We start from the raw sequence: 22,779 nt of genomic DNA, 5'->3' as shown, positions 1-22,779 counted from the left end.
ATTAAATTTAATATGTAAAATAATATAACTTCTAAGCTTTTGCTTAGAAGTTATAAAATTAATGAGAAGGAGACGGTTATATAATGGATTATAAAAGTATATATGACCAATGGCTTAAGGATCAATATATTGATGAAAAAACAAAAGAAGAACTTAAAGGGTTAGAAGGTAATGAAGTAGAGATAGAAGATAGGTTTTATAAGGAGTTGGAGTTTGGGACAGCAGGGCTTAGAGGAAAACTTGGAGCAGGCACTAACAGAATGAATGTATATAATATTTCAAAGGTTACTCAAGGGTTAGCTGATTATATTAACTCTAGAGGTTATGACTATGCAAAGAGAGGGGTGGCTATAGCTTACGATTGCAGACATTTCTCTCCAGATTTTGCTAAAACTGCAGCTTTAGTATTAGCGGGTAATGGAATTAAAGTTTTCTTATTTGAAAGTTTAAGGCCTACACCAGAGCTTTCCTTTGCTGTGAGAACTTTAGGGACTGCTGCTGGTATCGTTGTAACAGCTAGTCATAATCCTAGAGATTATAATGGCTATAAAGTTTATTGGGAAGATGGAGCACAAATATTATCTAATATTGCTGATGCTATAGTAGATAATATTCAAGGCATTGATGATTTTAGTAAAGTTAAAACCATAAAAGAAGAAGATGCATTAAATAAAGATTTATTAAGCTATTTAGGAAAAGAAATGGATGATAAATATATAGCTATGGTTAAGGGCTTAAGTATAAGGGATGATATAGATAAGGATATAAAAATAGTTTATACGCCTTTAAATGGAACAGGAAATATACCTGTTAGAAGAACATTAAAAGAAAGAGGATTCACAAATATAATAGTAGTTCCAGAGCAAGAAAATCCAGATCCAGATTTTACTACGGTAGGATATCCAAATCCTGAAGATACAAAGGCATTTAAATATGCAGAGGAGTTAGGTAAAAAAGAAGGTGCTGAGCTCTTAATTGCTACAGATCCTGACTGTGATAGATTAGCTATAGAGGTAAGAGATAGTAATGGGGAGTATGTTCCTTTTACAGGGAATCAAACAGGCGCTATCTTAATAAAATACATACTTGAAGGATTAAAAGCAAAGAATAAGTTACCTAGGAATGGAGCTATAGTTAAATCTATAGTAACTGGAGATTTAGGAAAGAGAATAGCAGAGGATTATGGAGTTAAGACCTATGAAGCTTTAACAGGCTTTAAGAACATTTGCGGAAGGATACCAGAGTTTGAAAAAACTGGGGAAGCTGAATTTATATTTGGATATGAAGAAAGTATAGGCTATGTAACTGGGACCTTTGTGAGGGATAAAGATGGAGTAAGTTCTGCTATGCTATTATGTGAAGCAGCTGCTTTTTATAAGACTCAAGGAAAAACATTAATTCAAGTGCTAAATGAGCTTTATGAAAAATATGGATATTACAGAGAGAAACAAATATCTTTGGTACTTGAGGGAGTTGAAGGTAAAGCCAGAATTGAAAGAATGATGGTAGAATACAGAAAAGAGTTTTTAAGAGAAGTTCATGGAGTGAAGCTTGAGAAGTATACAGATTTTAAAGATAGAGTTCTATTTAACTTTAATACTGGAGAAAAGTTACCTGTAGAGATACCTAAATCTGATGTGTTAAAATTCCTCTTTGATGATAAGAGTTGGTATGCTTTAAGACCATCAGGTACAGAACCAAAGATTAAACTATATATTTACACCATAGCTGATACTTTAGAAGAAGCAGATAATAAGATAAAAAATATAGAGAATTTAGTTTTAGATAAACTAGATAAAGTTAAGTAATAAGTTTGAAGATATAAAGATTAGCATCTTTAAGAAATGTTACAGGTAGTAGTTATAAGATAAAAATAAGGAAGTTTAGGGGTATATTACCTCTAAACTTCCTTTTTAAATTAATTATTTTAGAAATCAGCGCTTTTAGGAGTTCTTGGGAACGGTATTACGTCTCTAATGTTGGACATACCAGTTACATACATTATAAGTCTTTCAAAACCTAGACCAAATCCAGCGTGTTTAGTACCACCGAACTTTCTAAGTTCTAAATACCACCAGTAATCTTCTTTGTGTAATCCTAATTCTTCAATTCTTCCCTCTAATACATCTAGTCTTTCTTCTCTTTGGCTTCCACCAATTATTTCTCCTACTCCAGGAACTAAGCAATCCATAGCAGCTACAGTTTTTCCGTCTTCATTTAATCTCATATAGAAAGCTTTTATTTCCTTTGGATAGTCAGTTACAAAAACAGGTTTTTTAAATAGTTCTTCAGTAATATATCTTTCATGTTCTGTTTGAAGATCTATCCCCCATTTAACAGGGTAGTCAAATTTCTTATCTGATTTCTCTAAAAGCTCAATAGCTTCTGTATAGGTAACATGAGCAAACTCAGAGTTTACTATGTTTGTTAATCTCTCTATAAGACCTTTATCTATAAAGCTGTTGAAGAACTCCATTTCTTCAGGGGCATTTTCTAGTAAATATTTTATAACATATTTAAGCATATCTTCAGCTAGTTGCATGTCATCTTTAAGATCAGCAAAAGCTATTTCAGGCTCTATCATCCAAAATTCAGATGCATGCCTTGCGGTATTTGAATTTTCAGCCCTAAAAGTTGGTCCAAAAGTATATATTTTTTGGAAAGCTAAAGCATAAGCTTCTCCTTCGAGTTGACCGCTTACAGTAAGATTTGTTTCTTTACCAAAGAAGTCTTCTGAAAAATCTACTTTGTCATTTTCAGTTTTCGGAGGGTTTAAAATATCTAATGTAGATACTCTAAACATTTCTCCAGCACCTTCTGCATCACTTCCGGTTATAATAGGAGTGTGAGTGTAAACAAATCCTTTTTCTTGAAAGAACTTGTGTATAGCAAAGGCTGCCATAGAACGAATTCTAAATACTGCAGAGAAAGCATTGCTTCTAGGTCTTAAATGTGCAATAGTTCTTAGATATTCAAAACTATGTCTCTTTTTTTGTAGAGGATAGTCAGCAGATGAAAGACCTTCTACTATTATATTTTCTGCCTTAATTTCAAAAGGTTGTTTTGATTCGGGAGTAGGTATAAGTTCTCCTTCAACTGTAATAGAAGAACTTATAGGAAGTTTAGTTATGTCTTTAAAGTTATCTAATTTATCACTTTCAAGAACTATTTGAACATTTTTAAAAAATGTTCCATCATTAAGTTCAATAAATCCAAAAGCGTTAGAAGCTCTTGAAGTTCTTATCCATCCATTTATTTTAACCTTCTGGTTATAATGTTTGTCGCCGCTTCTATAAAGTTCTTTAATTTCTAAAGGTTTCATTTTTTATTCCTGCCTTTCTAATTATTTAAATTTAAAAATAAATATAAAAAAACCTTTCATCTCACAAAGGGACGAAAGGCTAAATTCGTGGTGCCACCCATTTTGTCAACATAATAAAAATATGTTGACCACTCTATCAGCACAATAATGCTGTTCAATCTCTAACGGGTTGATTCCGTCTAAGTCTACTTTCCTATAGGATTTCGGTTAGAAACTCCGAGATGTTCTTCGATATAGGCCTCGTATCGATCTTTCACTTTCACCGACTCGCTAAGACTACTTCCTATATTTACTCTTCTCTTCACGGTTGATTTTTTTATATGAATATCATTATATTACACTAAAAGTAAGGTTAATGCAAATATTTTAATATACTTTTTAAGCAAAAATTAAAGTACAATTAATACAAAAAAATATATTTCATTAAAAAGAGTATTAGTAATGGTGGAAATGGAATAAATGTATGACTAAATGGACAATTGATATCCATCAATTGTCCATTTAGTCATGCTTTTTCTTTATCACCCGCACCTCTAGTTGGTACTGTAGAAGCTACAAATCCAACTATTATAGAAACCAAAGCTGGTGCTGCAATATTTACGTAAGCTATATATCTAGTTTTATATAAAACTAGAGCCGTAAGACCGGTTATAACTATAGAGGCTACAAAAACATATATTATAAACTTTGCAAAGGATGACATAAATTTCTCATAGAGTCTATGTCTTGTAGGTCCACTAATAATGCTTTTGAATATGAAAAAACTTATTAGAATAATAATTAAATTTACCGCGGAAGATATTAGAAAATTCATCATATAAAACACCTCCTGGTGTAGTTTATATATTTATTATTAACTATAATAATTTTTTTACACCAGGAAATTTATTATAAGAAAAAAACAAAAATTTACATGGTTAAATTTAACACAACAAAACTAAAGTTAATAATAGATTTTATATTAATTATTAAAACTATTTGTTGTGTAAAAACATCTCCCCGACCTTAACCACATCACCTGCACCCACTGTTAATATTAAATCTCCTTTTGAAGCTTTAGAGTTTAGATAGGTTAGCGCTTCATCGAAGTTACGGAGATTTGTGCATTTTAAACCTCTTTTTCTTATTTTATCCCCTAACATATCTGAGCTTACAAGACCAGTGTCCTTTTCCCTAGCAGCATAGATATCCATAAGAAGAATCTCATCTGCATTATCGAAGGAAAGGGTGAAGTCCTCTAATAAAGCTAAAGTTCGACTGTAGGTATGTGGTTGGAATACACAATATATTTTATTATGAGGATAATTTTTGGCTGCATCTAAAGTAGCCTTTATTTCTGTAGGGTGATGAGCGTAGTCATCTATTACAGTGATACCCTTCTTTTCCCCTTTAAATTCAAATCTTTTGTGAGCACCTTTAAAGCTTTCCAATCCTTCTATTATGGCTTTATGATCTATACCTAAAATTAATGAAGTAGCCACGGCACTTAAAGCGTTCAATATATTATGATTTCCGGGTACCCCTAATACTATAGAAAATAATTTTTCATCATTTCTGTAGACATCCACATGGCTCTGACCTTTATCATTGAAGGAAATATTTCTACCTTGAATATCTCCACAGTCAATTCCGTAAGTTAAGGTACTACACTTAACCTTATTTACTACATTCATAACTCTAGGATCGCCTGCGTAGCCTATAAGATAACCATCTTCAGGAATTAGGTTTCCAAATTCAGTAAAGGCAGATTCTATGTGGTCGATGTCTTTATAATAATCTAAATGATCTGCATCTATATTTAATATTATCCCTATGTAAGGGAAAAATTTAAGAAAAGATTTTTTGTACTCACAGGACTCCGTAACAAAATATTCGCTATTTCCAGTTCTGAAATTACCATCTATGATATCTAACTCCGCCCCTACTAGGATAGTAGGGTCAAGCTCCGCCTTAAGGGTTATATGAGCTAACATAGAGGTAGAAGTGGTTTTCCCGTGGGTACCTGATACAGCTACATTATACTTGTGACCCTTCATTATTTCACCTAAAAACTCAGCTCTATCCATTAATGGAATTTGATTTTCTATAGAATATTGAAGTTCAGGATTATCTTTTGGAACAGCTGCAGTATATACAACTAAGTCTACATCTTTAATGTTTTTATCACTATGACCTATGTAAATCTCTGCACCTTTTTTTCTTAGTTTATTTAAAATTTCCGAATCTTTCATATCAGATCCAGAAACTTTAAAGTTATTTTTAAGCATTATAGCAGCTAAGCCACTCATGCTTATGCCACCGATACCGATAAAATGAATTTTTTTATTCTTATCTTTTAAAAAGTCAAATGACATATACTCACTCCTTTTAATAGGTTATAAATCAAAGGGCTAAGATATCAGAAGTTCTTGCGTTAGGTGGATTTTGATTAAATGAAACACCTTATCTGAAGCTAAGAAGAACTTATCCATACACATAGGATAAACAAAATTCTATATATTGCATAGCCCATACATTTAATAATTATAAACAAACTTATAGCAAAATAACAGTTTTATAGGGAATATTTTATATATAAAATAATACACATCGAAATTTTATAGAATATCTACAATAAATAAATTTTTATCTTGGGTTAAATCAATTAATTCATTATGCAAAAAAATGCTAGGTTTAGATATATAATTTTTATTAATCTTTAATATTTTTGCAATTTCTCCTGTGTTAAGCTTAGCAAACTCTCCTTCATAGTAGGTTACCATATTTTCCACAAAAGTAGTGGCACATTTAGGATCTAGCTTTCCGAAGGAATCTGCTTTTAGTATTTCTAAAGCATGAAGAGGGCATTGCTTTTTTTTGTGAGGTCTATTTGAGGTTATAGCATCGAACATATCAGTAATTGCAGTTATTTTTCCATAAAGATGTATAGTATCACCTTTTAAACCTAATGGATAGCCACTACCATCCATTCTCTCATGATGCATAAGTACCCCCATTTCAACAGCAGGATCTATATAAGGAATTGTTTTTACTATATCATAGCTTTTTATAGAATGAGTTTTTACAAGTTCAAACTCTTTTTTAGTAAGATTATGGGGCTTGTCAATTATGCTAGCAGGGATTTTCGACTTACCAATATCATGAAGTATCCCAGTATAGGTTAAAAGCATTATATCTCTAGAAGACAGATTAAGCCATTTGCCAAGCATAGCATTTAGTATGGCAACATTTACCGAATGATGAAAGAGATAACTGTTAGAATTTCTATCATCAATTATATTTTTAATAATTATTCCATAATCCTTCATTTGAGTATGTATATCCTCAGAAAGACCTCTTATGTTTTTTATATCAACTTTTGAATTAGACATAACTTGAGAAAAGATGATCTCTGCATTATCAGAGAACTTAGAAAATTTACTTTCAACCTCTTTGTATTCGCCAGAGATTTTTGATCTTGTAACTTCTAAGTCATAATTCTCTTCATGGGTATATATATGAATAGGGGTTGTGGGAAATATAGCTCTAATTCTATCTATATTTTTTTCATTGAGAACTGTATCTTTAGATAATAATTTAAGGTTATTTATATATAAATCCTTTGCAAGAATCATGCCGGGTTTAAGATTAAAAGGTAGAATGGGTTTTATACTGTGAGCATTCATAAAATCATTCCTTTCTATGATTAGGTTAAATGTTTTAATACAAGATTTATTATTCATATATTTCTTAATATGCTGAAAATACAATATAATTTTAACATAAAATCTAATAAAATAGGATATAAAATGATTTATTTATAAAAAATCCCAAGGGAAAAAGTTACTTGTATACATATATAATATTATTAAATTAATTATTGGTTCAATAATAATTGAAATTATAGCTCTAATAGAATAGAATATGAATAATAAAAGGTTTTTTTATCATATAATTCGTAATATTTTAAGTGATGGGTGATAGGAATGGATAGATTTAATAGAAATAATAGAATTGTAGCTATAACAAAGATGCTTTTGGGGAATCCTAACAAGGTAATAAGTCTTAATAATTTTTTAGAACCATTAAATGCAGCTAAATCTACTATAAGTGAAGATATAGTAATAATAAGGGACACCATGGAAAAACTTCAACTAGGTAAGATTGAAACTATATCCGGCGCTGCTGGAGGGATAAAATACATACCAAAGATTTCAAAAGAAGAAATGAATCGATTTGCATTAGATTTATGTGAGAATCTTATGAATAAAGAAAGAATAGTGCCAGGAAATTTCATATACATTAATGATATAATGTTTAATCCAAAAATAATATCTAAGGCAGGAATTATATTATCATCTTTCTTTGAAGGACAGCAAATAGATTATGTAGTAACTGTTGAAACAAAGGGAATACCACTAGCTTATGAGGTTTCAAAAAATCTCGGAGTGGAGCTTATAATAGTAAGAAGAGATACCAAGGTTACAGAAGGACCTACAGTAACCATAAACTATGTATCAGGCTCTAGTGGAAGGATACAAAATATGTCACTTTCCAAGAAATCATTGAAAAAAGGTAGTAGGTGTATATTTATAGATGATTTTATGAAAGCTGGAGGAACTGCAAAAGGCATAATGGATCTTTTAAAGGAATTTGAAAGCCAACTATTAGGTATAGGGGTATTGGTAGATAACGTGGAGTTAGATAGAAAACTTGTTACTGAATATTTTTCTATTATAGAATTTTTTGGTATAGATAAAGACGGAGAGTCTATATTAAAACCATCAAAGTTTTTTAAATAATAAATTTTCTAAAAATTTATAAGTTTTTTACATAAAAAAGAAGGAAAAACAAAACATATAGAGAAATATATATTCTATAAAGCATCTTGGAGGTGGATTTTTAATGCAAATTACAGACGTAAGAATTAGAAAAATCGCAGCTGATGGTAAAATGAAAGCTATAGTTTCTGTTACTTTTGATAATGAATTTGTGGTTCATGACATAAAGGTAATAGAAGGACAAAATGGTCTTTTCATAGCAATGCCAAGTAGAAAAACTCCTGATGGAGAATTTAAGGACATTGCGCATCCAATAAATACTCAAACTAGAGAAAGAATACAACAGGCTATACTAGATGAGTATGAAAAAGTAAAAAATGAAGAGCCTCAAGAAACAGAAAACGAAGTTGAGGGTGAATAAAAATAAAAAGGAGACGTCTCCTTTTTATTTTTTTTAATTTTCTTACAAGTAGAATAAGGCATTTCGGTGTTGAAAATAATCTTTTTATAAAATATAATAAAAAGGGCATGAAATTTCAATGTTATGTTTTTAACGGAAATAGCATACTCTAATTCTTTAATATACAACATAAAGAGGTGAGGGAATGTATAAATGTGCTATAATACTAGCTGCTGGTGAAGGGAAGAGGATGAAATCTACTACACCAAAGGTTTTACATAAGGTATGTGGCAAGGAAATGGTCAATCACGTAATAGACATTATGAGGATAGCAGATTTAAGTGATATAAATATAGTAATAGGAAAAGGCGCAGATAAAGTAAAAGAGAGTACAAGGTTTAGAGATGTTAGTTATTCCTATCAAGATAAACAATTAGGAACTGGACACGCTATAATTTGTGCTAAGGAGTTTTTAAAACATAAAAAAGGTATAGTGGCTATATTTAATGGTGATGTACCTCTTATGAGAGCTGAAACAGTAAAAAAACTTATTGAAACTCATGAAAACAATGGTTATAAGTGCACCATTGTAACTTCTCTATTAAATGATCCAACAGGTTATGGGAGGATCGTAAGAAGAGAAGGTGTAGTGGATAAGATAGTAGAACATAAAGACTGCAATAAGGAAGAGTTATCTATTAATGAGATTAATGCAGGTATATATTGTTTTGATATAGAAAGTCTTGTAAAAAGTTTAGATAAACTCAACAATAATAATGCTCAAGGGGAATATTATCTTACAGATGTAATAGAGATATTAAGAAGTGAAGATAATACTGTAGGTGCTATGATAGTTGACTATGAGGAAACTATGGGGGTAAACTCTAGAGTGGAACTCGCTGAAGTTGAAAAGATATTAAGAAACAGAATAAATAAAAAGCATTTAGAAAATGGAGTTACGCTAATAGATGCTGAAAATACTTATATAGGTGCTGATGTACAAATAGGACAGGATACTATAATCTATCCTGGTAACGCAATAGAAGGAAAGACAGTTATAAAAGAAAATTGTGTATTATATCCAAATTCTAGGATTAAAGATAGCATTATAGAACAAGGTGTATCCATACAAAGTTCTGTAATACTTGAAAGTCATATTGGGGAAGAAACAACAGTAGGCCCATTTGCATACATAAGGCCTGAAAGTACTATAGGAAAACATGCTAGAATTGGGGATTTTGTAGAAATTAAGAAATCTACTATAGGGGATAATACGAAAGTGTCTCATCTGACTTACATAGGCGATGCAGAAGTGGGCGAGGATTGCAATTTTGGTTGTGGAACTGTAATAGTAAATTATGACGGTAAAGCAAAATACAAAACTAAAATTGGTAATAGAGCCTTTATTGGATGTAACACTAATCTAGTGGCTCCAGTTGAGGTGAAAGATAATAGCTATATTGCTGCAGGATCTACTATAACCAATGAAGTGCCAGAAGGCAGCCTTGCTATAGGAAGAGCTAAACAAAAAAATATTGAGGGCTGGGTAGATAAAAAGGGACTTAAAAAGTAAATAAAAAATTTAAGGAGGACTCAAAATGATAACCCATGGCAAAACAATAAAAATCTTCACTGGAAACGCCCATCCAAAACTTGCTAAAGATATAGCGGATATATTAGGCGTACCTGTAGGTGAAGCAAAAGTAGGAACATTCAGTGATGGAGAGATATCAGTAGATATTAATGAAACTGTAAGAGGTGTGGATTTGTTTGTAATACAACCTACAAATTCTCCTGTTAATGACAATTTGATGGAGCTTTTAATAATGATAGATGCATTTAAAAGAGCTTCAGCAGGAAGGATAACAGCGGTTCTGCCTTACTATGGATATGCAAGACAAGATAGAAAAGCAAAGTCAAGAGACCCTATTACTGCAAAACTTGTAGCAGATCTTATAACAGCTGCAGGAGCGGATAGAGTACTTACTATGGATTTGCATGCTTCACAGATTCAAGGATATTTTGATATACCACTAGATCATTTGATGGGAGTACCTATACTTTCAAAATATTTTGAAGACAAGGGATTCAGAGAAGATGAAGATGTGGTTATAGTATCACCAGACCTAGGTAGCGTTACGAGAGCAAGAAAATTTGCAGATAGATTGCAAGCACCTATAGCTATAATTGACAAGAGAAGACCAAGAGCTAATGTATCTGAAATAATGAATATAATCGGAGATGTTAGAGGCAAAACTGCTATTTTAGTGGATGATATGATAGATACAGCTGGAACCATAGCAAATGCTGCAAATGCATTAAAAGATTTAGGAGCAAAAGAAGTATATGCTTGCTGTACTCACGGAGTTCTTTCAGGACCAGCTTTTGATAGGATAAATAATTCAGCTATTAAAGAATTGGTTATGTTAAATACTGTAGATCTTCCAAAGAGAGATGATTTACAAAAGTTTACTTCACTTTCTGTGGCTCCAATATTCGCAGAAGCTATAAGAAGAATATATGATGATGTTCCTCTTAGCATATTGTTTGAACAAGAATAGAAATATTATACATAAAGGCATAACGATACTATAAAAGTATTGTTATGCCTTAGTTATTATAACTTAAACAACAAGTTTTAAATAATTTTAAATATTTTGTACAGTGGTAAATTATTTGTAACATTTTAATATAAAGGAGTATTTAAATATTAATTTGTGATAAATTAATATATAGGTATAATTAGGTCATATTATGGTTAGGAGGTTAGAAAGATGGAAGGAACTATAGGGAAAATACTTGTAGTAGATGATGATGAAAACATATGTGAAGTTATAAAAATGTATTTACAAAGTTCAGGATATGATACACGAATTTCAAATGATGGAAAAGAGGCACAAGAGGTTTTTTTAGAATATAAACCAGATTTAGTGCTTTTAGATATAATGCTTCCTCACGTAGATGGAATAGATGTATTAAAGTGGATAAGGAAGGAAAATGAGACACCGGTAATAATGCTCACTGCTAAAGGTGATACCTTTGATAAGGTTCTAGGGCTTGAACTAGGAGCGGATGATTATGTGGTAAAACCTTTTGAACCTAAAGAGCTTATAGCTAGAATTAAAGCGGTTATGAGAAGGTATAATGTGGATAACGGAAGTAAAGAAACACTTTCATTCCCCGATTTATCCATAGATGTAAATTCATACACTGTACTTTATAAAGGTGAAGAGATAAAGATGCCACCTAAGGAATTTGAATTATTATATTATCTTGCAAATAATAAAAATAGGGTTTTTACAAGAGAACAACTTCTTTGCGAAGTTTGGGGATATGATTATCCAGGAGACTCTAGAACAGTAGATGTTCATATTAAAAGATTAAGAGAGAAGCTTCATGGAGGATCAAATTGGCAACTAGAAACTGTTTGGGGTGTTGGATATAAATTTGAGGTGAAGTAGATGATAAAAAATAGCCTTGTGTCAAAAATGATAGCAGCCTTTACATCTATTGTGGCTATTATGTTTATTATGGTAGCAACCATATTATCTTTTTGGTTTGAAAATTATTATTTTAATCAAAGAAAAAGTCAATTAGATATGCAGGGAGATAAAATAGCTAGCTCAGCAACAAAATTTTTAAGCTATGGAACTAATATTTCTCTCAATAGACTAGAAAGTGAAATGCAAATTATAGGAGACTTAATAAGTTCAGATATACTCGTAGCTGATAGTTTGGGTTATGTGTATGCAGTATCTAATCCAAAATATAAAGATATCGCACCAAATAGTTTAGTTATTAAAGAAATGGATGAATTAAGATTTGGAAGGACTGTTGAAAAGAAAGGGGTATATGAAAATATAGTAGATAAGCCTTCCTATATTTATATGAAACCTATATTTTCAGAGGGGGTCTTCAAGGGTTTCATATTGATGCATACTCCAATAGATCAAATAAAGGCCCCTATAAAAAAAGTATACTCTATAATATGGGTTGGCGCTATCTTCTCTGTAATTATAACTAGTATTATAATATACTATTTTTCTCAGAGGATAATTATAAAACCCTTAGCAAAGATAAATACTGTAGCAAGAAAGATAACAAAAGGGGAAGTAGAACGACGAGTTTACATAGATTCCAATGATGAAATAGGAGAACTTGCAAAATCCTTTAATACTATGGCAGATTCTCTAGAGCAAGTAGAAAAAAATAGAAGAGAATTTATGTCTAATGTTTCCCATGAACTTAGATCGCCAATAACTTCTATAAAAGGCTTTATAGGAGGTATACTGGATGGAGTTATTCCTATGGATAAGGAAAATCATTATCTTCAGATAGCTTATGAAGAGATTCAAAGGCTAACTAGACTAGTAAATGATCTTTTGGATTTAGCGGCTATGGAGTCAGGAAAGTTTTCTCTTAGGATAACAGAGATAGATATAAATGAAATTATAAAAGTATGTGTTATAAAATTTGAACCTAAGATTAATGATAAGAAATTAAAGGTAGATGTGCTACTACAAGATGAACATCTATATGTAGCGGGAGATAGAGATAGACTTATTCAAGTAATGACAAACTTATTAGACAATGCTATAAAATATGTGCCAGATGGAGGGAACATAAAAGTAGCCACTAAAATAAAAGGTAATAAAATATTGGTTTCAGTATTTAATAATGGACCTAATATTTCTGGAGAGGATATGAGACACATCTGGGATAGGTTTTATAAGTCAGATAAATCAAGAACCTCAAAGGTTAGTACAGGACTTGGGTTACCTATAGTTAGAAACATATTGTCTCAGCTAGGGGAAGATGTATGGGTTGAAAATAAAATAAAGGAAAAGGGAGTAACCTTTGTATTTACTTTGACTAAAGCGTAGAGTTTAAATATATGAAAAGGTAATTAAAAAATCATATTTTGTTCATACTTAATTTAAATTATTTGAGTATAATAATTTCAGAAATATAGGGGGTGCTTTATGGAAAGAGAAGACAAATTAAATAAAGACATAAGTGTTAATTATGATCTAAAATTTAATGAAGAAGAGAGAGTAGAACCCTGCGCTAATTATGGAGAAATAAACATAAGGCAAAGTAAGAAAAGAAGAAAGATAAAGTACTTTTGCAAGGGAGTTTCTCTAATGTTAATAGCCGCATTTTCAGGTGCCCTATCAGCCACCTATATAATTGAAAAAAAGTATAGCAAAATAATGCAAAGTAAAAATAATAATTCTATAATATATTCAAATAAGGAACGTGACCTTAAAGATGATACTTCAAAGGAAATAGTACCAAAGAATGACATAAATAAGGTTGTAGAAGGGTTGAGCGATGTAATAGTAGGTGTTAGTAACAAAGAGGACAGCTTTTCTAAAAATGAAATCAGTAAAAATATTGGTTCAGGCATAATATTTGATAAAAGTGGTTATATTGTAACTAATTCATCCTTGGTTGATGAGGTACAGGAGATTTATGTTAAATTATCAAGTTATGGAGCAAAACCTATGCTGGCTAAAGTAGTGGGACTTGATAGAGGTTCAGATTTAGCTGTAATAAAGATAGAGCAGGATAATCTTCCTTATGCAAAGTTTGGTGATTCAGAAAAGGTAAGAGCTGGGGATTTAGCTATTGCAGTAGGCAATCCTTTAGGAGAAAATATGTCAGGTGCTGTAACTATGGGAATTGTAAGTATGCCTAATAAAAAACTAGAATATGTGGATCCTAAAACTGGAGAGAAGAGTTCTTACAAGGTGATAAAAACAGATACTAACATAAATGCCTATAATACAGGAGGGGCTTTATGTAATAGTATTGGAGAAATAATAGGTATAAATAGTGCTAAACTCACTAACCAGTATATATCTGAAGGTATGGGAGTTTCAATACCTTCAAATGAAGTTACACATATAGTAAAATCTTTAACTGACTATGGTAAAGTAAATAAGCCACACTTAGGTTTTGTGGGTCAAACTGTAGTTAGAAATAATAATTCAGAGAATTTTGGTGTAGAGGGTGTTTACGTCAGAGAAGTTACCCAAGGAGAAACTCTTCATAATGCAGGGGTAAGAGCTACGGATATAATTGTTGAATTAGATCATAAAGAAGTTAAAAAAATGTCCGATATACAAAATACCGTTGATGAACATAAAGTAGGCGATTTGATAAACTGCAAAATATGGAGAGACGGAAGTGTTTTGAAGTTAGACCTTACTCTTACAGAAAAGAAATAAATTCTATTTTAATTTTAAAGAGACTTTAAAAGTCTCTTTATTGTTTTCATTTTTTAATATATTATATAAGGAGATTTAACATAGGTTTTTGAACTCAGAGAGCAGAGACTTAAATAACCTAAATAAACAGAGCTTTTGCCTTTATAGGGAGTTTTTACTCCCTATAAAGCTTAGAAATCGTTATCCAGGGACGTAGCCGTTCTTTATTCCAAATTTGAAGAAGATGGGGGTATTAGAGCGGGGAGTCATCTGGTAAATACTATATCAGAGTTAATTGGAGGAAATATTAGATGTATCTTATAGTAGGGTTAGGTAATCCAGGTAAGGAATACGAGAATACAAGGCATAATGTAGGGTTTAATTTTATAGATGTTCTAGCTGAAAGGTATAATATTTCATTAAATAGGACAAAATTTAAAGGGATATATGGAGAAGGGTTTATAGATGGAAAAAAGACTATTTTATTAAAGCCAACTACATATATGAACCTTAGTGGTGAAAGCGTAAGAGAAATTGTAAACTTTTATAAAATAGAAAATCAAGACATTGTAGTTATATATGATGATATAAGTTTAGATATAGGTCGAATGAGGATAAGGGCTAAAGGTAGCGCAGGAGGGCATAACGGAATTAAAAGTATAATTGCAAACTTAGGTACAGATATATTTCCTAGAATAAAGATTGGAGTGGGGTGTCCAAGGGGAGACCTTGTTTCTCACGTTCTTGGGAAGTTTTCTAAAGAGGATAAAGAATTAATAGATGAAACTATAAAAGCCTCAGTGGAGGCTACAGCTTGCATTATGAAAGAAGGGTTAAATGAGTCAATGAATAAGTTCAATGGGTTTATTGCTGAAAGATAACAGTTCTATGGTTTAAGGCGGTGTTATAAGAGATGAGGTTTAAAGGATTACTAGAACCTTTAAAGCAGAGTAAAGAATTTGCAAGTATAAAAGAGAATATAAAAGAAAATAGATACCCTATATCCATATATGGAATATCTGAATCTGCTAAATCATATATTATTGATGCTATTTATGAAGAAGAAGAAAGACCTTTTTTCATAATAAGTCATAGTGATTTAGAAGCTAAAAATTTATATGAGGATTTATCTTTGTATATACCAGAGATATACTATTTTCCTACAAAAGAAGTTGTGTTTTATAATGTAGATGCCATATCTGGAGACTTAAGATGGGAAAGGTTAAAGGTTATAAAAGAGATGATAAGACCAGGGAAGAAGGTGATTGTAACTTCTGTTGAGGCTTTCTCACCCTGTTATACCCCTATAGATTTATATAAAAAATATAATCTTAAATATAATGTAGGAGATGTTATAAATATAGAGGATTTAACAGAAAAGTTGATCCAATGTGGTTATGAGAGAATGGATTTAGTAGATGGAAAAGGGCAGTTTTCTGTAAGAGGAGGTATATTGGATATTTATCCACCTATAAGCTCTAGCCCATATAGAATAGAGCTTTTTGGAGATGAAGTTGATTCAATAAGAACCTTTAATGTTGAATCTCAAAGAAGTATACAAAAAGTAAAGGAAGTAGAGATATTTCCTGCAAAAGAGATGATACTAAGCACTGAAAGTATACAAAGGGGCTATGGCTTAATAAAGAAGGATTTGGATTCTTTTGTAGACTCTCGTAACAGTAAAAAGAATAAAGATATGGTTCAAAAGATAAATAAGGTAGTTAATGCAAATTTAGAATCTTTAAAAGAAAGTTGGAACTTTGAAACTATTGACAGTTATTTACCTTATTTTTTTGAAAATCCTTCTAATTTCTTTGATTATATTGATGATGGAATAATAATATTAGATGATGTTCAAAGATCTATGGGAAAGCTAGAGAGTATATATTATGAGTTTGAGGAGAACTATAAGGCTTTTCTAGAAAGAGGAGATATACTTCCAAGGCAAGGAGAATTGTTAGTACTTAAAGAAAGTATAGTGGAAAACTTAACAGAAAGAGCTTTGATAACCCTTGAGTCTATTGCTAAAACTAATAAATATATACAACCAAGAGCTATATATGGTTTTTCTGAGATAACTTTAACAAATTACGGTGGACAGTTAGATTTTTTAATTGAAGATATAAAAGATAAAAAATCTAAAGGATATAAAACAATCATATTGTCAGGTACAAGACCTAGAGGTGAAAGACTTGTAGATACACTAAGAGATAAGGGAATTGAAAGTGTATATAAAGATATTGTATCTGAAATACAGTACGGGGAAGTAGTTGTTACCTTTGGTAATCAACTTAAAGGATTTGAGTATCCAGAACTTAAGATATGTGTAATATCAGATAGGGGAGTTTTTGGTGAATCAAAACGTAAGACAAAGAAAAGAGTTTCTAGTAAAAAAGGTGTAGCTAAAATAAAAAGTTTTGCAGAACTTAAGCCAGGTGACTATGTCGTTCACGTAAATCATGGAATTGGTGTGTACAAGGGTATAAAACAATTGGAGCTAGAAGGACATAAGAGAGATTATCTAGATATTAGCTATGATAAAGGAGATAAACTTTATGTACCAGTAGAGCAGTTGGACATGGTACAAAAGTATATTGGTAGCGAAGGAAAATCACCAAAGGTAAATAAGCTTGGAGGTAGTGAGTGGGCTAAAGCTAAGAGTAAGGTTAAGAAGTCTATAAATGAGATTGCAGAAGATCTGGTAAAATTATATGCTACAAGATCTACTTTAAAGGGGTATAAATATTCCTTAGATACTGTATGGCAAAAGCAATTTGAAGAAGAATTCCCTTATGATGAAACACCAGACCAAATTACCTCCTTAGAAGAGATAAAGGGTGATATGGAATCTGATAAGCCTATGGATAGACTTTTATGTGGGGATGTAGGATACGGAAAGACAGAGGTAGCTATGAGAGCCGCTTTTAAGGCAGTAATGGATGGTAAACAAGTAGCCTTTTTGGTGCCTACTACTATACTTGCAGAGCAACATTATAAGAATATGCTTAAAAGATTTTCAGATTTTCCTATTAAGATTGATATGTTGAGTAGATTTAGGTCAGCAGCGCAACAAAAGGTTACATTAAAGGCAGTAAAAGAAGGAAATGTAGATGTATTAATAGGTACACACAGACTTATATCTAAAGATGTAAATTTTAAAGACTTAGGGCTTCTTATAGTAGATGAGGAGCAAAGATTTGGTGTAACCCATAAGGAAAAGATTAAAAATTTAAAAAAGAATATAGATGTGCTTACTTTGAGTGCTACCCCTATACCTAGAACTCTTCACATGTCTCTCACAGGAGTAAGGGATATAAGTGTTATAGAAACACCTCCAGAGGAGAGGTATCCTATTCAAACTTATGTAGTTGAATACAATGATCAGCTTATAAGAGATGCAATATTAAGAGAGTTAAATAGAAAAGGACAAATATATTTTGTCTATAATAGGGTAGAAGACATTAAAAATATGGCAGGTTATCTTCAAAATTTAGTTCCTGAGGTTAGGATAGGTATAGCTCATGGTCAAATGACTGAAAGAGAACTAGAAAAAGTAATGCTTGGATTTATAAGTGGTGAGATAGATATGATTGTATGTACCACTATAATAGAAACAGGAATGGATATTCAAAATGTAAATACCATGATAGTTTATGATGCAGATAGAATGGGGCTTTCACAGCTTTATCAATTAAGAGGAAGAGTGGGGAGAACCAATAGGATAGCTTATTCCTATTTTACCTATAAAAAGGATAAAATACTAACAGAGGTAGCAGAAAAAAGATTAAAAGCATTAAAAGAATTTACGGAATTAGGCTCTGGATTTAAGATAGCTATGAGAGATTTAGAAATAAGAGGAGCTGGAAATATGATGGGCTCAGCTCAACATGGACATATGGCTGCGGTAGGTTACGATTTATATTGCAGGATGCTAGAGGATACTATAAAACTTATAAAGGGAGATATAGAAAAAGAGCCAGTAGAAACCACTATAGATTTAAATATAGATGCCTATATACCTAATCAATATATAGAAGACGAAGTTCAAAAGATAGAAATCTATAAGAAAATAGCATCTATTGAAAATCAAGAAGACATGTATGATATAATGGATGAATTAGAAGATAGATTTTCGGATATATCACAGCCAGTAAATAATCTTATAAATATATCTTATATAAGAAGTCTTGGAAAGATTTTAAATATAGAAGAAATAAAAGAAAAAGAAGAAGAGGTTATATTCCAATTTGATAGCAAAAATAGTTTAGATGAAACTATTATAAAGGGCTTAATGGATAAGTATAGTAAGAAGGTGATATTCAAGTTTGGAGAAAAGCCAGCCTTTGGGTATAGGATTGCAATGGTGAAGAAAGAAGAAATCCTAGATGAATTTAAGAGTCTACTAGAATATATGGTAACACTTAGGAATAAATAACAATTGAATTTATATTAAAATACTGATAAAATCAGAAATATGTACAAAAATTAAAAAAATTAAGAGCGGGGGAATAATAGTGAAGAATATAAAAAAGATAATAACTGCCACTATGATAGCTGCATTTACTTTAACAGCTGCTGGCTGTACGATGATAGAGAAAACTCCAGAAGCTATGGCGAAAAGTGCGGTGGCTAAGGTAAGTGGTAAGAAGATAACTAGAGGAGATTTAGATAAAAAGATGGCTCCTTATGATGATATGGTAAAACAACAATTTGGAGAAGACTATAAAAATAATCAAGAGGCTATGGACGCTGTAAAAAACCTTAGAACTCAAATGGTAGATCAATTAGTAGCTTTGGAGATATTCTCTAAAAAAGGTGAAGAGTTAAAAATCATTCCAACAGGGGATGAGATGAATCAAGAAATAGATAAAAGATTAGCAGACATGAAAACTATGTTTGGTAATGATGATACTAAGTTTGAAGAGGCAATGAAACAGCAAGGGTTAACCCTAGATGAAATAAAAGAATTTATAAAAGAAGATACAATAATGTCTAAGGTTCAAGAATACATGATAAAAGACGTTAAAGTAGAGGAAGCAGAAGCTAAAGATTATTATGAGAAAAATAAAGATGCTCTTTATACAGATAAACCAGGAGCCGATGTTTCACATATAGTAGTAAAAGATGAGGAAACTGCTAATACTATAAAAGCTAAGATAGATAAAGGTGAAGATTTTGCAGCTCTTGCAAAAGAGTATGGAACAGATGGAACTAAGGATCAAGGAGGAAAATTAGGATTTATAGAATATGATACACAATCATATGATCCAGATTTTGTAGCTGGTTTTAAGAACCTTAAAGAAGGTGAAGTGTCATCATTAGTAAAAACTCAATGGGGATATCATTTAATAAAGGTTACAGGAATTAAAACTGAGGCAACTGCTAAGGAATTTGACAAAGTTAAAGAAGATATAACCAATACCTTATTACAAGAAAAACAAAAGGAAACATTTAATAAAACTTTAGAAGATTGGAAAAAAGAAGCTAAAGTTAAAATATATGAAGATAATATTTAAGTTTTAATAAAAATCACCAAAGGGATTAGAATTATCCCTTTGGTGATTTTTTTAAAGAATATTTTTAAACCATAAAGTTATTAAAGTGGGATTAAACTAAATTTGCTATAGAATAAGGAGTTTTTAAGTATTCTTTAGGCTTTTTAAAGGATATGTTGTTAAATTAGGGATAACTAAAATAAAAACCTACAATAGTGTATAAAATTGCATAATTTGATGGATAATAATAATGCAATAAATTAATCTCAGTGTACAGAATAAGGAGGGAAACAAATGAAAGCAACAGGAATAGTAAGACGTATTGACGATCTTGGAAGAGTTGTTATACCAAAAGAAATTAGAAGAACTCTAAGGATTAGAGAAGGAGATCCTTTAGAAATATTCACAGATAGAGAAGGGGGCGTAATTTTAAAAAAATATTCTCCTATAGGAGAATTAAGTGATTTTTCAAAGGAATATGCAGAGTCCCTACAACAATCTATTGGACATATAGTATTGATTGCGGATAGAGATGCGTTTATATCTGTTAGTGGAACTGCTAAGAAAGATTATATGGAAAAGAAAATCAGCAATGATTTAGAAAAGGTTATGGAGGAAAGAAAGACAGTTTTATTATTAAAAGAAAAAGATAATTTAATTGCACTTTATAATGAAGAAGAACCTAAAGAAAAGTACTCTACGCAAGTTATATCTCCTATATTAGCAGAAGGGGATGCAATAGGAGCAGTTATAATCCTATCAAAACAAGAGGGGGATAAATTTGGAGACTTAGAATTAAAGCTTGCTGAAACTGCATCCGCCTTCTTGGGTAAACAAATGGAACAATAATGGCAGCTTGGCTGCCATTTATTTTTACCCAAGCATTATGATTATTGACACAAAGTTTATAATATATTCAATTTAGTATAAAATTTATAAGTACTTTAAATATGTAGTAAACAATAAGTGAAATTTTTAGTAATAATACTTCAAATCTTTAAATAGAAATAACTATTAAAGGATTTACTCAACGGATTTGGAGGTATTGTATGAAAAAGCATTCGCTTATAAAAGGCACTATAATACTTGGGGTGGCAGGAATTGTGGCCAAGTTTTTAGGATTGTTTTTTAGATGGCCCCTAATAATGTTAATAGGGGATGAAGGAATAGGATATTATCAGATGTCCTATCCCCTCTATACATTTTTTGTAGCATTGGCTTCGGGAGTTCCTATAGCCATATCAAAATTGGTTTCAGAAAAAAATGCCATAGGTGATCATGAAGGGATAATGAAAGTACTAAAAGAATCCTTTATATTAATGATTTTTATGGGATTAGGTGCTACCTTATTGCTCATTACCTTCTCGAGACCTATAATAAAATATTTAAGGTGGAATGATAAGTCTTATTACTCTCTCATTGCTATTGCCATTGCACCCACATTTATATCTATAATGAGTGTATTTAGAGGTTTTTTTCAGGGGTTACAAAATATGCAGCCTACAGGGATGTCTCAAATTATTGAACAAATAGGTAGAGTGGTGGTAGGAGTTGGACTTGCCTTTTTATTGCTACCTTATGGAGTAGAATATTCAGCAGGGGGAGCTGCTTTGGGGGCGGCGGCAGGAGGCCTTTTTGCGGGAATTTATTTGTTTATTAAATACATGAAAATAAATAAACCTATAAGATTAAAAGGAATAAAAAAAGATGATAAAACTTTATGGGTTATCTTAAAGATTGCAATTCCACTATCTTTAGGAGCTACTGTATCTACTATAATGGGGCTTATAGATTCAGTTTTAGTTCCTCAAAAACTATTAGAAGCTGGATTTAATTCTAAAGAAGCTACTATATTATACGGCCAGTTAACGGGAAAGGCTAATGTATTAGTAAATGTACCATTAACTCTTTCCATGGCTCTATGTGCCTCTATAGTGCCTATTATTGCTGAAGCTTATATATTGCAAAGAAAAGGTGATATTATAAATAAAGTAGAGATTGCAATTAAAATATCATCAGTAATTGCAATCCCTTCTATGCTAGGACTTATGCTTTTATCAAATCCTATAATGAATTTACTGTTTCCAGGGCATAGTGAAGGTTATAATATATTAAGGTATCTAGCTATATCTATACCGGCTACAGCTTTAGCTCAAACTAGTACTGCTATATTACAAGGCACTGGAAATTATATTAAACCTGTTATTAATCTTTTCATAGGGTGTATAGTTAAAATTATAATAACCTTAATCACTGTACCGATACCAATTTTTAATATTTATGGTGCTGTTATAGCTACTATATTAGCCTATATGGTGTCTTCGGTGCTTAATATGATGGATTTAAGGAAGAGATTAGGTATAAGGATAAACTATTACGATACCACCATAAAGCCTGCTTATGCTTCTGTGATAATGATGATATGTGTGTTAGTCAGTTATAACAAACTTTTTATCTATACAAAAAGTAATGGTGCTTCTTGCCTCATAGCTGTATTTTTAGGTATTATTATATATATAGTATTAACAATAGTGTTTGGAGTTTTCAAATATGACTATATAAAATCTAGATTTTTCGGTAGATAAGGAGA

17 protein-coding genes and 1 other annotated feature are annotated in these 22,779 nt (G+C 31.3%); of the genes, 13 read left to right on the top strand and 4 right to left on the bottom strand.

Annotation, left to right across the window (positions count from 1 at the left end; all coding sequences use genetic code 11):
• Positions 1-83 precede the first annotated feature (83 nt).
• Positions 84-1,808 (top strand): phospho-sugar mutase, encoded by a 1,725-nt coding sequence (locus KQI89_RS10100; protein WP_216456984.1) that lies wholly within the window; start codon positions 84-86, stop codon positions 1,806-1,808.
• Between the two features lie 119 nt (positions 1,809-1,927).
• Here the strand turns inward: KQI89_RS10100 and asnS are convergent, their stop codons facing one another.
• The 4 genes from asnS to KQI89_RS10080 all read right to left on the bottom strand — a co-directional run bounded on the left by asnS (position 1,928) and on the right by KQI89_RS10080 (position 6,987).
• Positions 1,928-3,322, bottom strand: a complete 1,395-nt coding sequence (gene asnS, locus KQI89_RS10095; RefSeq protein ID WP_032123581.1) for an asparagine--tRNA ligase — start codon at positions 3,320-3,322, stop codon at positions 1,928-1,930.
• 64 nt (positions 3,323-3,386) lie between these two features.
• Positions 3,387-3,636, bottom strand: a binding site (T-box leader).
• 191 nt (positions 3,637-3,827) lie between these two features.
• Positions 3,828-4,139, bottom strand: coding sequence for a hypothetical protein (locus tag KQI89_RS10090; RefSeq protein ID WP_216456983.1), 312 nt, complete (start codon positions 4,137-4,139; stop codon positions 3,828-3,830).
• A gap of 157 nt (positions 4,140-4,296) precedes the next feature.
• Entirely contained in the window at positions 4,297-5,676 is a 1,380-nt protein-coding gene (gene murC, locus KQI89_RS10085) for a UDP-N-acetylmuramate--L-alanine ligase (RefSeq protein ID WP_216456982.1), read from the bottom strand.
• A 243-nt stretch (positions 5,677-5,919) separates the two neighbouring features.
• Complete coding sequence (locus KQI89_RS10080; protein WP_216456981.1) at positions 5,920-6,987, bottom strand: HD-GYP domain-containing protein; 1,068 nt, start codon at positions 6,985-6,987, stop codon at positions 5,920-5,922.
• 300 nt (positions 6,988-7,287) lie between these two features.
• Between KQI89_RS10080 and purR the strand changes: the two genes are divergently transcribed.
• The 12 genes from purR (at position 7,288) to KQI89_RS10020 (ending at position 22,774) form a co-directional block, all read left to right on the top strand.
• Positions 7,288-8,103 carry a pur operon repressor gene (purR, locus tag KQI89_RS10075; protein WP_032123585.1) on the top strand — a complete coding sequence of 272 codons (816 nt, stop codon included), beginning with the start codon at positions 7,288-7,290 and terminating at the stop codon, positions 8,101-8,103.
• Between the two features lie 103 nt (positions 8,104-8,206).
• Entirely contained in the window at positions 8,207-8,503 is a 297-nt protein-coding gene (spoVG, locus tag KQI89_RS10070; protein WP_032123586.1) for a septation regulator SpoVG, read from the top strand.
• Positions 8,504-8,687: 184 nt separating this feature from the next.
• Positions 8,688-10,055, top strand: coding sequence for a bifunctional UDP-N-acetylglucosamine diphosphorylase/glucosamine-1-phosphate N-acetyltransferase GlmU (gene glmU, locus KQI89_RS10065; protein WP_216456980.1), 1,368 nt, complete (start codon positions 8,688-8,690; stop codon positions 10,053-10,055).
• Between the two features lie 25 nt (positions 10,056-10,080).
• Positions 10,081-11,043, top strand: a complete 963-nt coding sequence (locus KQI89_RS10060; RefSeq protein WP_032123588.1) for a ribose-phosphate diphosphokinase — start codon at positions 10,081-10,083, stop codon at positions 11,041-11,043.
• 213 nt (positions 11,044-11,256) lie between these two features.
• Positions 11,257-11,943: a response regulator transcription factor gene (locus tag KQI89_RS10055; protein ID WP_216456979.1), complete on the top strand. Its 687-nt coding sequence runs from the start codon at positions 11,257-11,259 to the stop codon at positions 11,941-11,943.
• 3 nt (positions 11,944-11,946) lie between these two features.
• Positions 11,947-13,365, top strand: a complete 1,419-nt coding sequence (locus tag KQI89_RS10050; protein ID WP_216457194.1) for a sensor histidine kinase — start codon at positions 11,947-11,949, stop codon at positions 13,363-13,365.
• Positions 13,366-13,464: 99 nt separating this feature from the next.
• Positions 13,465-14,715, top strand: coding sequence for a S1C family serine protease (locus tag KQI89_RS10045; protein ID WP_216456978.1), 1,251 nt, complete (start codon positions 13,465-13,467; stop codon positions 14,713-14,715).
• 290 nt (positions 14,716-15,005) lie between these two features.
• Complete coding sequence (gene pth / locus KQI89_RS10040; protein ID WP_216456977.1) at positions 15,006-15,575, top strand: aminoacyl-tRNA hydrolase; 570 nt, start codon at positions 15,006-15,008, stop codon at positions 15,573-15,575.
• Positions 15,576-15,607: 32 nt separating this feature from the next.
• Positions 15,608-19,129 carry a transcription-repair coupling factor gene (gene mfd, locus KQI89_RS10035; protein ID WP_216456976.1) on the top strand — a complete coding sequence of 1,174 codons (3,522 nt, stop codon included), beginning with the start codon at positions 15,608-15,610 and terminating at the stop codon, positions 19,127-19,129.
• Between the two features lie 79 nt (positions 19,130-19,208).
• Complete coding sequence (locus KQI89_RS10030) at positions 19,209-20,210, top strand: peptidylprolyl isomerase (protein WP_032123592.1); 1,002 nt, start codon at positions 19,209-19,211, stop codon at positions 20,208-20,210.
• Positions 20,211-20,483: 273 nt separating this feature from the next.
• A complete protein-coding gene (gene spoVT, locus KQI89_RS10025) occupies positions 20,484-21,038 on the top strand; it encodes a stage V sporulation protein T (protein WP_032123593.1) in 555 nt (184 codons plus the stop codon).
• A gap of 200 nt (positions 21,039-21,238) precedes the next feature.
• Positions 21,239-22,774, top strand: a complete 1,536-nt coding sequence (locus KQI89_RS10020) for a putative polysaccharide biosynthesis protein (RefSeq protein ID WP_216456975.1) — start codon at positions 21,239-21,241, stop codon at positions 22,772-22,774.
• Positions 22,775-22,779 lie beyond the last annotated feature (5 nt).

The sequence above is a fragment of the Clostridium simiarum genome (assembly GCF_018919175.1).
GTDB lineage: Bacteria > Bacillota > Clostridia > Clostridiales > Clostridiaceae > Clostridium_L > Clostridium_L simiarum.
This window is presented reverse-complemented; position numbering and strand designations above follow the sequence as displayed.